The organism is Paenibacillus sp. WLX1005 (assembly GCF_046603685.1).
GTDB lineage: Bacteria > Bacillota > Bacilli > Paenibacillales > Paenibacillaceae > Saccharibacillus.
Window position 1 is genome coordinate 495,475 of record NZ_CP176756.1, and the last position, 12,545, is coordinate 508,019.

General features: G+C 47.5%; 8 protein-coding genes. 4 read left to right on the plus strand and 4 right to left on the minus strand.

Going from position 1 to position 12,545, the window contains the following annotated elements; all coding sequences use genetic code 11:
- The gene (locus tag ACE3MZ_RS02070) at nucleotides 1–2,139 is read right to left on the minus strand and encodes an anaerobic ribonucleoside triphosphate reductase (protein ID WP_411344904.1); all 2,139 of its coding nucleotides are present in this window, start codon (nucleotides 2,137–2,139) and stop codon (nucleotides 1–3) included.
- 349 nt (nucleotides 2,140–2,488) lie between these two features.
- Between ACE3MZ_RS02070 and ACE3MZ_RS02075 the strand changes: the two genes are divergently transcribed.
- Nucleotides 2,489–2,806 carry an MTH1187 family thiamine-binding protein gene (locus ACE3MZ_RS02075; RefSeq protein WP_411344905.1) on the plus strand — a complete coding sequence of 106 codons (318 nt, stop codon included), beginning with the start codon at nucleotides 2,489–2,491 and terminating at the stop codon, nucleotides 2,804–2,806.
- Nucleotides 2,807–4,401: 1,595 nt separating this feature from the next.
- Here the strand turns inward: ACE3MZ_RS02075 and ACE3MZ_RS02080 are convergent.
- Both ACE3MZ_RS02080 and ACE3MZ_RS02085 read right to left on the minus strand, forming a co-directional pair.
- On the minus strand, nucleotides 4,402–4,893 hold the full coding sequence (locus tag ACE3MZ_RS02080; protein ID WP_411344906.1) for a stalk domain-containing protein: 492 nt from the start codon (nucleotides 4,891–4,893) through the stop codon (nucleotides 4,402–4,404).
- A gap of 542 nt (nucleotides 4,894–5,435) precedes the next feature.
- On the minus strand, nucleotides 5,436–7,124 hold the full coding sequence (locus ACE3MZ_RS02085) for a stalk domain-containing protein (RefSeq protein WP_411344907.1): 1,689 nt from the start codon (nucleotides 7,122–7,124) through the stop codon (nucleotides 5,436–5,438).
- Between the two features lie 521 nt (nucleotides 7,125–7,645).
- Here ACE3MZ_RS02085 and ACE3MZ_RS02090 point away from each other — a divergent pair.
- Together ACE3MZ_RS02090 and ACE3MZ_RS02095 are read left to right on the plus strand one after the other, a co-directional pair.
- Nucleotides 7,646–8,227 carry an RNA polymerase sigma factor gene (locus ACE3MZ_RS02090; protein WP_411344908.1) on the plus strand — a complete coding sequence of 194 codons (582 nt, stop codon included), beginning with the start codon at nucleotides 7,646–7,648 and terminating at the stop codon, nucleotides 8,225–8,227.
- The gene (locus tag ACE3MZ_RS02095; RefSeq protein ID WP_411344909.1) at nucleotides 8,220–9,158 is read left to right on the plus strand and encodes an anti-sigma factor domain-containing protein; all 939 of its coding nucleotides are present in this window, start codon (nucleotides 8,220–8,222) and stop codon (nucleotides 9,156–9,158) included. Before ACE3MZ_RS02090 ends, ACE3MZ_RS02095 begins: the two co-directional genes overlap by 8 nt.
- Nucleotides 9,159–9,313: 155 nt before the next feature.
- Here the strand turns inward: ACE3MZ_RS02095 and ACE3MZ_RS02100 are convergent, their stop codons facing one another.
- A complete protein-coding gene (locus ACE3MZ_RS02100) occupies nucleotides 9,314–10,780 on the minus strand; it encodes a potassium/proton antiporter (protein WP_411344910.1) in 1,467 nt (488 codons plus the stop codon).
- 169 nt (nucleotides 10,781–10,949) lie between these two features.
- Between ACE3MZ_RS02100 and ACE3MZ_RS02105 the strand changes: the two genes are divergently transcribed.
- Nucleotides 10,950–12,479 (plus strand): HD-GYP domain-containing protein, encoded by a 1,530-nt coding sequence (locus ACE3MZ_RS02105; protein WP_411344911.1) that lies wholly within the window; start codon nucleotides 10,950–10,952, stop codon nucleotides 12,477–12,479.
- Nucleotides 12,480–12,545: the final 66 nt, after the last annotated feature.

The following is a 12,545-nucleotide window of genomic DNA, read 5'->3' on the forward strand; positions in this document are numbered from 1 at the left end:
TCAGCGATGCTTGAGCCGGTCGCGAACTTCCGCCTGTTTGGCAGGATTGAAGCGCGTCTGATAATCGCCCGTCAAATAACCGGTTACCCGGCGCAGACGGGCGATGTGCACTTGCTGCTCCGATTCACCGCAGGATGGGCAATGGGAGCCGATGATCCCTTCATACCCACAGGCAGTGCAGCGATCTACCGGATGATTAATGCTAAAATAACTGATCTGCTGTGACAGCGCATATTGCACAATTCGCGCCAGCGCTGCATGATTTTGCCGGGCGTTGCCATCCAGCTCGATATATGAGATAGCACCAGCATTGCACAGCTCATGAAACGGAGCTTCCAGCCGGATTTTGTCAGCAGCTTGAATATTGTGGTAGACCGGAATATGAAACGAGTTGGTGTAATATTCCCGATCAGTCACTCCTGCGATGCTGCCATACCGTTCACGGTCGATAGCGACGAATTTGCCGGATAATCCTTCTGCTGGTGTTGCCATCAGCGAGAAGTTCAGATTGTGCTGCTCACTCAGTTGATCGCACACATTGCGCATATGACGAATAACTTGTAGCGCTTTGGCATGGATGTGATCATCTGCGCCATGATGCACACCATACAGAGCATACATACATTCCGCTAGTCCGATAAAGCCGATAGATAGCGTACCATGCTTGAGCAATTCGCCGACCATATCATCCGGGGCGAGTTCATTGCCGCCTTCCCAGACGCCTTCTCGCATCATAAAGTCAGATGCTTTGGCAGGTTGTACCGCTTGAATGCGGAATCGATGCAACAGCCCTTCCGCCGCCAATTGCATACATTCATCCAGCGCCTGGTAAAAGCCTTGTTCATCCGCCTGATCTTGATCCATCATCCCGTAATCTAGCCCCAACTTCACCAGATTGATCGTATTAAAGGATAAATTGCCTTTACCGGATAGATGATTCCGTCCAAATCGGTCAGCCACGACGCGGGTGCGGCAGCCCATAGTGGCAAACTCCGTATCAGGATCGCCTTCTATGAGATATTCGCAGTTCAGCGGCGCATCCAGATTGGCAAAGTTCGGATACAATCGGCGCGACGTGCAATCGATCGCTTTTAGAAATAGATCATAATTAGGATCACCAGGCTGCTGGTTCACACCCTGCTTACATTTGAAGATTTGGATCGGGAAAATAGGCGTCTCGCCATTGCCCAGCCCACGTACTGTCGCCGCCAGCAGGCTTTCCACGACCAGTCGACCTTCCGGTGACGTACATGTCCCATAGTTGATACTTGTAAATGGAATCTGTCCACCGCCTCGACTCGACATCGTATTCAGATTGTGAACGAGACTCTCTGCCGCCTGAAACGTCTCATTGCGCGTCTCTTCCATGGCATATCGGTACGCCAGCGGATAGCTTAGCGCCAATTCACTGTCATTCATATGTGTGCAGGCGATCATCTGCTCCATCTCGGCAACCGAATGCTCATCTCCAACGGAACATGTGGTTGTTGGCTGTTCGTTGTGCTCGGTATGTAGCGATGCCGTGGAAGTGACTGGATGCAGATCGGCATTACGTGCGGCGATCCATTCACCGAGATAACGCAGCCCTTTGCGCAGATGCTTGCGGAATGAGCGGGTAACGTACGGTGCCAGATCGTAATCGAGCTTGTTAGCAGCGACTCCGCCGTATTGCGAATTTTGCTGACATTGGAAAATAATCGCCACCTGTGCCATCGCTGTCATGATCGAATTGGGCGTACGCAGACTGCCGTTGCCACTGCTGAAGCCTTCGCGCAGCAACCGTTCAAACGGGATGAAAATACAGTTAGTCGTACCAAGCGCATAATGATCCAGATCATGAATATAGATCCGGTTCTGCTTGACCGCTTCGGCGATAGGGGGAGGCAGAATACGCTCTTTGGTGTAATATTTGGAATATTCGCTGCCGAGACGGCTCATTTTGCCGGAAAAGCTGTCTCCATTCAAATTGGCATTCTCGCGTGTGGATTCATGCTCACCATACATAATATGCTCGCCCATCTCCATAATAGGGTGCTGCTTATGCTCTGACGGTGTGATGCTAAAGGGAAGAGAATTCTCGTCCGAATGGTCTGGATTTAACAGATGTGCAGGGTTCATCATCGACCGATGAATAGTCATAGGTGTAGATCATCCTTTCCGTGTATCAAATGGAGTGCGTTTGTAGTCAGCTCATTCCGACGAATGCTGGCATACAGACGGTATACATACTAAAAAAACGACGGTACACTTGCGTTACAGGTCGTTTAAAGAGTGCTACAGTACAATAAAAAATCGTTAACTGTATTCTATATGTAGGTGTGTTGTCTATGATATGACACAATATATTGACAAAAAAGTAAAAATGGGCGTGTCTCATTATGTTGCATGAACGTAAGGACGAGCAGCGTATCGCCTGGTAGCAGGGTTGGATTTTGGGTAAAACAGGAATAGAATACAATCACATGCGGGAATAGAGGAGGAGTTCAAGATGGCAATTGCAGAAGTGACCGTGATTCCGGTCGGTACAGGTAGTACGAGCTTGAGTTCATATGTGGCGCAGATGCAACGGGTATTGGATCAGCAGCAGGGCATTCAGATTCAACTGACACCGATGAGTACCATTATCGAAGGCGATATTGCAGATGTATTCAAAGCGATTCAGGCGCTACATGAAAGTCCCTTTGAACAAGGCGCGGGTAGAGTGTCTACAGCGGTCAAAATCGATGATCGGCGCGATCATCCAACTTCGGCACAGTACAAAATCGATTCTGTACGCAGTAAATTGGAACATTCTGGTCATTCTTGAGCAAAAAAAGGCATAAAATCAGAAAATTAATAACTTTTTTAGGTTGAGTTCATAAAGTTTTAAGATAAAGTGGCTATAGTTAACGCATACCCCTTTTGAATATATAAACAGATTGAACGCCATGGACTGCGACCGTGGCGTTCTTTTTTGCCCAATATTATAAAGGAAGATACCTAAAATGATAAAATTAATGTTTCTTTAAGGTTATTATCAGGTTTTTTTAAGATGCATCCGTTATGATGTCTGTAATAACCCCTTTTGAATTACTATATTTTTAGACCTCATCAGCTGCGAATGATGGGGTCTCTTTTTTTGCATTTTTTTAGCGGGAAGTTGCGGGAGGGGAGTTTTGTGCGGACATCACTTCGGAAAGGAATAAGGGAACGTCCTCCGGTGGAGCCGCGGGAATCTACGGATTGGGTAGTTACTTGTAGATTCCCGCCCCTCCAAAGTCGTCCTTTTCCCTTATTTCTTTTCCTTCGTTATGTGCGGGTGCAAACTTTATTGCTTTTGCATCATTGTAAAAATGTACTTTTAGAGGTGGGGGAAGGCAGTTTGAAATACATAAGTATTTGGTTTGAAAGGATGGATTAAAGTGATTAGGTGGTTGCTTCCTTTTTTGTTTGGAGAGGAAGTGGTGGGAGTGTAGGGATGGAAATGGTAGGGGAGTTGAATTTGCAGGGTATTGGGGTTAGAAATTGGACGATCCCCGGTGGGACAACGTGGTGGTTGTCCTGCCGGGGATCTGGTGTTGCGTCTTATGTTTGATTTGCTTGTAATGCCATAAGCCGTTATGCAGCTTACGAGCCATATGTGAATTGCTTCATGCTCAACAATGTGTAATTGATGTAGCCGGATTTTGCGGGGGCATGTTGGGATGCCTGAGGTGCAAAATGTACTGCTTTCGTTACAGAGTCAGATTGCGTAGGTCTGCTCTCCGGTGTCATATGGCTGCTTAACTGCAGCTATCGTTAACCCGTAACCCCGTGCGCGGTGAATGTGAAATGTGTGGACGGGGACGGTTTTGGTTCGCTTGCTTTGTGTATACAAATGGAACGTACATGGAATCGTCACTGTCTGTATACGATGAATCCAAAACAACAAAAGCCCTACCTCTCTTTTGTCCTTGCGGCTCCGATGACCGCGCCAGTGTGAATCAGATACTCAAATTTCAATGGATGTTCAGAAAAGAAAGGAAATTTGAAATGATTCCGGCAGCACCCGGAAAATTGCGAAGGATAAAACCGAGGGTTAAAAACAACATTACATAGTATACACCTATACTGCATAAAAGTCAAAAATTAGCATGGCGATATTCAAATGCGAACAGTGATCGTTTTGGAGACGGTATCTACTGCTTTTCCAATATTGTGTATCCTGTAATGAATAAGATGTGTACAACATGTCCATGAATGGTGCAAAGCGGACGCGATAAACGCCAAAAAAGGACTTCCTGTGAAGGAAGTCCTTTTGGTCATCCATAGCTTCGTTTGCGAAGAGGCAAGGAGGGAGTCTGCGATGTGTTCCCTAGTTGACCTGAACTGCCGCTTCCGCGTCCGTCCGCGTGGCGGAAGGGTGTAAACGATGACGTAGGATTAATATACTTTAGTCAGTGTGATCATGCCGTTGCTGTAGGACATGTTCCAGTCGAACTGGTCAGCGAACCAGCGTACTGGTACCAGTGTGTGACCGTTACGGGAGATGATCGGTTGGTTCAAGCCTTTGCGCATGTTGTCTACTTTGTAGACTTTGGCGTTTGTGCCTTTGGTCCAGAACTCGTAGCGAGCCAGACCTGTATCCAACCATGTTGTATCTGTCATTGCATCGTAAGATACTTTCATGTTGGCGTTAGCTGCCAGGTAGCGCAATGGCACGTATGTAGTGCCCATGTATTCTACTGGCATAATAGCCATGCTTTTAGACATGCCGTTCACCATGTACATTTTGCTGCCCATTGTGAATTGGATCGCTCTTGTTTGCAGTTCCGGATTGTAGTCAGCTGTTGTGCCTTCGGCAGCAAATGCGCCAGCCGCTGGCAACATCAAGGAAAGTCCCAGTACAGGTGCAAGCAATTTTCTCATTTTCATTGTGAATTACCCCTTTGCAAATTATGTGTATTTGATTTCTTCGGCTGTGCAGAATAGCGGTATGTGCAGACATCGCCCACAGTATAGCGCTTACATCAGCTAAGAATGATACAGCTGATTTTCGATTTTTCCCCTTCATGATGCTGCGCGCTGCAACATCGGGACGATATAGTTTGTCGATACGATGCTGTCTAAGTATTGTATAAACCTATTCCTAAGTAGTTAATCAGATAGTACCAAAAAAGTTACAACTTTGTTTTTGAATATGAATATATGGTTATGGGTCCATCGAACGGAAAGCAAGTGAGCAATGCAGTGAATATGCTATCTAGCCTGTGAATATATCCAGCTATTTGGCTCATACACAGCATAATGAACATATCTACCTATTTCATTCCAAAAGAATGACAGACAACAAAAGAACAGCAGACAGCTCCCAGTAGGGAAGGCTGTCTGCTGCTTGGCGTCCAAGTATCGTTTACGGTGAGTTCCTGCTCTTCATTCGGTACATCGATATGAGTAGCCGATATCAGTATTCGGTATTAATACGTTTTGCTCAGAGAAATCACACCGTTGTTATAGCCCAGTTTCCAGTCAAATGTATCCGCGATCCAGCGTACCGGAACGAGAGTGCGTCCATCTCTGGAAATGACCATTGCATCAGCTTTCATCTGCATATTGTTGAGTTTGTAGATTTTAGAGTTCGCCCAGAATTCGATCACATCTTGACCGGTATTGAGCGTTGTTGTTTTGGTTTTGTTGTTGTACGACATAGTGGCACCAATATTGGCAGCCAGATAACGAACCGGAATATACGTACTGCCTTTGTATACGATCGGTTTGGTTGTCATCGTTGCCGATTTGCCATTCACCATATACGTTTTGCTGTTCAGTGTAAATTGGATCACTTTTGTTTTCAGTTCTGGACTAGCATCAGCTGTCGTGTTGCCTGATCCAGTACTGCCTGAAGAGGAGTTGTCCATACCCGGCATGTTGCTGTGATCTACCGGTGTAGTAGTGCTACCCGGCGTTGTGGAACCGCCGCTAGCTGTACCGCCGAACTTGGTCGGGAACTGATTCACGATCGCTTCGCTCAGAATATCGCCAAACATAAACATGTGGGCGTAAGCTTTGCGTTCTTGATCGTATGCGCCAGTGTAATTTTTGGCTACATAATCGTCAAATGCCATCAGCAGCATATTGATGTGTTCTTCGAGACCAGCTTCCAGCGCTGCTTGTTGCAGATTCGGATTGGCATCAGCGAAGAATTTGGCTTGTTCCACTTTGTATTCTGCCAATTCGTCTTTCGCTTTTTGCTTGGCTGTGCTGTCATTGGTAGCCGTCGCTTTGACATAATCGACAAAATAGCCGATGTGGGAACCCCAGATTGTTTTGAATGATTGACCCGCAGCATCGCCGTATACGGAAGCGACCGCAGCAGACAGTTTATCTGTGTTTTTGTTCAATTGGGCAGCAGCCTGATCAAAGTCTGGTGCACCGTCGATGCCTTTTTGCATTGCCCATACAGCTAGTGTCGCGTGTTCACCCAGCACAATGCCTAAACCGGAACGCAGATCGGATGCTTGCGTAGTAGAAGCATCACTTGTAAATTTGTCTGGGAATTGTTTCTCGATGGCGCCGCTCAAAATATCACCAAACATAAACATATGTTTGTACGCTTGATCAGCGGTTGTGTAGACGGACGTGTAATCTTTGGCTACGTAGTCGTCAAACGCTTTCAGCAGCATATTGATATGCTCTTCCAGACCAGCTTCGAGCGCAGCCTGTTGCAGATTCGGGTTCGCATCAGCGAAGAACTTGGCTTGTTGTACTTTGTACGCAGCCAGATTGTCTTTCGCTTTTTGTTTGGCTGCACTATCATTAGCAGCTGTTGCTTTGACATAATCGACAAAGAAACCGATATGCGAAGCCCAGATCGGTTTGAACGCTTGACCCGCAGCATCGCCGTAAACGGAGGCGATCGCAGCTGTCAGATCATCCGTATTTGCATTCAGTGCAGCGGCAGCCTGATCAAAGTCAGCTTTGCCATCGATGCCTTTTTGCATAGCGATGATTGCCAGCAGGGCATGCTCACCGAGAATTTGTCCGAGCGCAGCACGGAGGTCGGAGCCAGCACCTTTGGTTGTTGCGGCTGCACCAGCTGTGGCAGGTACGAGCAGTACGACAGCCATGAGCACGATACAGACTTTAGAGAGAACCGATTTGAACATCTTCCCACACTCCTTTGGTGTAATGGATAGACACGATATAATGATGTCTATCAAAATGAAAATGAGAAACCGACGACGACGTACCCTCAATCCTCACAGATGTTACCTGATGAGAGGGGTACAATAATGGCAGCAGACAAATATGTATATCATGGTGTGATGCAAAAAGGTCCGCAATGTGTTATTAAACGGGTAATACCTATTTAATGCAAAATATTGGATATAAGATTAAGGAAGTGAATTTTATGAATATGAAAATATTGGTTGATTCGACAAAGTAACATCCTCTGTTCGACATCGTTCTACATAAGCGGATGTTATAGTATGTTGTTAGTATCACTGGGAAAAATGTTTTTTCTGACGGATGTCGGATCTTGCTTTTACGCTTGAAATACAACAATATGGAAATCAGTGCCCACCCTTTAGATAACCGGATGCAAAAATAATATTGCGTAAAAGTCATCCATCGCAAATTATTGTGCGAACGTTATAATAGAGGGGAATGGGAAAGGAGCCCTTGGATGAGTGAATTGTTGGACGACAAAGAACTGATGCGTCGGATTGCCCGCAAGGACACCGAAGCTCTGGAAGAAGTATATGATCGCTATGAACGCGCAGTATATGCTTTCGCTTACCGCATTGTGCACGATACGATGGCAGCGGAAGAGGTAGTACAGGAATTATTTTTGAGAGTATGGAATCATGCGGAACGCTATGATCGGGGCCAGGGGAAGCTCTCGACATGGATGTTTACCATTGCACGTAATATAGCCGTAGACATGCTGCGGCGCAAATCATCACGCGCAGCGGCCGATGCCGTAGGCGACGAGGTGTTGCAGGTTCTTCCAGATACCGGGACTGATGTGGAACAGGAGGTCACGATGAACTGGGAGCGCGAGCGCATCCGTGAAGCCATGATGGAACTCCGTGAAGAACAGCAACAAGTGATTGAGTCGATCTATTTTCAAGGATTGACGCAACATGAAGTATCCGAGAAATTCAGCATTCCGCTTGGAACCGTCAAAAGCAGGGTGAGACTTGCGATACGGCAACTTCACGGTAAGCTTGCTGAAGCGGTAAAGGGGGGAAACGCATATGAGTAACGAGCACAACAATAACGAGTGGATGGATATGGTCGAGATGTATGTACTCGGGGGTCTGGATCGGGAAGAACAGGAGCGATTTGAGGCATATATGAGACAATCTGAACAATGCCGCCTTGCCGTAGAAGAGTTACGGGAAGTGGTCGGCTTTCTGCCGCTGGTCACCGAGTCTATCGTACCACCAAAAGGAATGAAAAACCGTGTACTGGATCGAGTGTTTGCCGAAACCAAGTCAGGCAGTGAACATGAAGCTTCTGCCTTCGGATTGCCGTTTGAATCGGTAGCACCAACGACAGTTACACTACCAACCGGGGAATTGGATACACCACAACAGCCAGCATCTAACGTCACTCCGCTGCCTCAGCGTCGTAATGAACCGGCAACGGAAGTGACGGAGAAACGTACCAGTCGAGGTGCGATCTGGCGTATAACAACAGCTGTAGCTGTAGCCGCAGCGATTCTGATCGGCGTTTATGCGGGGAATCTGCGCGGTCAGCTAGACAATATGCAACAGCAATTGGCGATGAACAGCAGCCAGATTGGCAGCCTGCAGCAGCAGATCGTAGCTGCCTCCATGCCAAGTCAGGGGTTGCGCGTGAATGAAGCGGTCAAGCTCAGTCCGGCTGCCAAAGATATTGTGGCACAAGGATTAGCGACGATTGTGATTGATGATAAAGGCACGCATCTGCTGGTACAGGCTGACAACTTGCCTAAATTGGAAGGCACTCAGGCGTTTCAAGTATGGCTCATTAAGGGGAATATCAAACAGAGTGCCGGTACCTTCTTAACAAGAGGCGGTAACGGAGCGATGTATTACACGTTCAAACCGGAAGACTATGATACGATTGCGATTACGCTGGAGCCAGATGGAACAGGCGATCAGCCGCGCGGACCGGTCATTCTGGCCGCGAATATCGCGGATCAGGGGTAACACCGGTCTGGGCATATAGCTATACAATTTCACGACGATTATGGCAGCACAGTGAGGGAGTGTTATGCTGACTTTGCTGCCGGAACGATCGTATGCAGGTCCATGAGAAAAAGCAGTGCTTCGATTGACAGGAAGCACTGCTTTTTTTGTTGAGATTACGATGCTGACGGATTGCTGTCGCCAGTAAACAGACGGCGGATATCCTCACGTTTGGCTTTGGGACCGAGCAGATAAATTTTATCACCAGGTAGCAGCATCGTATCGCCGCGCGGAGTAATGATATCTTCATTGCGTAGCACGGCGGTGATTAACACACTAGCTGGAAGATCGATCTCCTGCAATTGGCGGTTGATCAGCTTGCTCTGGGGCGTTAACGTCATATGGCTGATCTCCGAGTGTGTTCGTCCGGTGGCGACCAGCTCCATAATGGATGGCTGCTGATCAATCGTTTTATCGACCAGACCTAGCTTTTGCGCTAATGGTGAGATGGTAGTGCCTTGAATCAGTGCTGAAGTTAGGACGATGAAGAAGACGACATTGAAAAAAAGCTGTCCGTGCTCCACGCCCGCCAGCAGTGGATAGGTGGCGAGTACGATAGGCACCGCACCCCGTAGCCCCGCCCAGGAGAGCAGTGTCTTTTCACGGAGATTGAATTGGCTGAATAGTAGGCTGACGAACACACCGAGCGGACGCGCCACGATAATGAGCAGCAGGGACAGTGCCAGACCTTGCCAGATAATCGACGGTAATTGTTCAGGAAAGACGAGTAGACCGAGTAGGACGAACATTAGAATCTGCATAATCCAGCCGAAGCCCTGATTGAATTGCAAAATCGTTCGTCGATAGGTTAGATCGGAATTGCCCATCACTAGCGCCATGACGTATACGCCGAGAAAGCCGCTTGCATGCGTAAGCGAGCTAACGCCGTACGTGAACAGGGCGCTGGAGATAGCCAGCACCGGATATAGGCTGGATGTCTCGAAGTTGATTTTGTTGATCAGGAACACGGACAGTTTGCCGCAGATCAAACCGAGTACAAGCCCAAAGCCCATTTCCCAGACAAAGGAGAAAATCTCGCTCCAGATGCTGGTATCCGGATTGTTCAGCAATTCGATGAACATAATCGTCAGGAAGACCGCCATCGGATCGTTACTGCCAGATTCCGCTTCCAGAGTGGAGGTGAGCCGAGTACGGACATTTTTGCCGCTTAATACCGAGAAGACAGCGGCGGCATCGGTTGAGCCAACGATCGAGCCGAACAGCAATCCTTCCATCAGACTGACGCCCAGAATGAGATGCGCACAATACCCGATCACAAATGCGGTCAGCAGCACGCCAACGGTTGCGAGTGATAGAGAAGGGCGGATAATTGGGCGAATCTGACGGAAGTCTGTCTGCATCCCGCCTTCAAACAAAATGATCACCAACGCCAATACACCAAACCACTGCGTAATAAACGCATTGTCATAATAAATGAATTTGCCGAGAACCATACCGGCGACGATAAAGAAGACGAGTGCGGGCATGCCGAACCGCGAGGAGAATTTGGCGGATAACACGCCGAGCAGTAGCAGGGTTCCCAGCAGTAAAATCAGATTGCTTGTCATTTCTGTTGCTTCCATGCGAACCCCTCCATCAGATTGAAATGTAGAAAAAGCATCAACTTTTGCGCTGAAATGCCGACATATACATAGTGAGACTATAAAATGGAAATGGAACTTCGGAATTCCAATATCATCTGTTTTTACTAGAATGATTCAGCCTGAACGGTACGGGAAAAGAGGAACCTCAGTGAACGAATATCAACAATTTTTACGGAAAATGGTGCTGAATTACATTCTTGGTTCCGTGCTTGCCGTTGCTGTTGTCGGCGGTCTGCTCGTACTTACAACTATAAATGCTTCGCTGCTGCAAAATTTGAGAATGCTCGGCATTATGCTGACTTCGTTTATTTTTATGGTAACGGTGGAAGGTTTGACCTTCAATCACCATATTCGTCCGATTCGTCAAGCATTTCAAACGGAACAGCCTACGGTGGAACAATTGGAAAAAGCGTATACTCAGTTGCATCGCTTCCCCAAGTTGGCTGTCTCTCGGATTATGATTCCTCACTTTATGGGGTTGACCATTCCAGCAGTGGCACTAGTAAGTATCGGTATCTACACCGGCTGGGTAACGCTGCCATGGTACTATATTGGAATCGGTACCGCTGGTGCACTCATGGTGGCAAGCATGCACGCATTTATTGAATTTTTCCTGACATCTACTACCATTCGTCCGTTATTGCTGGCGATTAAGGGACGTCTGAGAAGTCTATATGATCGCAATACATTAGGCTTGGAAAAGGTATATCTAACGGTTCGCCAAAAGTATCAACTCAGCATTTTCCTAATGGGCGTCTTTCCGGTAACTCTGTTCAGTTTGGCAGCGCAAATTCGGTTGCAGGAAATGACTGGTATTAACGCGACTGCATATTGGCAGTGGGCAGGCATGGTCATACTCGTCAGCATCGTGTTCAGTCTGTGTGGTGCACTGCTGCTGGCGCGTGATGTGGAACATCCGATCAACAATCTATACAGTGCAATGTCCCGTGTAGAAGCGGGCGACTTTAACGTATATGCACAGGATTATTACTCCGATGATTTCTCACGTCTGATTCTCGGCTTTAACAGTATGGTCAAAGGACTCAGCACACGCGATCAACGTAATCAGCAGCTATTGGATAGTTATTTTGCCACATTGGCAGCGGCGCTGGATGCGCGTGATCCTTATACAGCGGGTCATTCGCAACGGGTTGCCGATTATGCTGTCAGTATCGCCATTCGTGCCGGATTGTGCGAGTACGATATTGATCAATTACGCAAAACGGCGCTGCTGCATGATATCGGCAAAATCGGTGTAAAGGATTCCGTCCTGCTCAAAGATGGAAAGCTCACAGATGAAGAGTTCGATCAGATCAAAAAGCATCCAGAAATGGGTGAAAGCATCCTGCGTCAGGTGGAACCTGCCGATGCGATGCGTCCGTATCTGCCCGGCGTTCGTTCCCATCATGAGCGCTTTGACGGCAAAGGATATCCAGACGGATTGAAAGGTGCAAGCATTCCGCTGTTCGGCCGCATTATCGCGGTGGCGGATGCGTTTGACGCGATGACGTCTGACCGTCCATACCGCAAAGGCATGCCCAAGGAAAAGGCAATTTCCATTTTGGAAGAGGGGCGCGGCACCCAGTGGGACCCACAACTTGCTACGATATTCATTGATGAATATCGCCGTAATCAACAGCAAGAAGAATTGGCATTACCACATAAAGAGTCGGTCTGAAAACCAGCGAATATTGGCATGTTAGGCGAATATCAGTATGTGATGTGTATACATCTAACAGAAGAC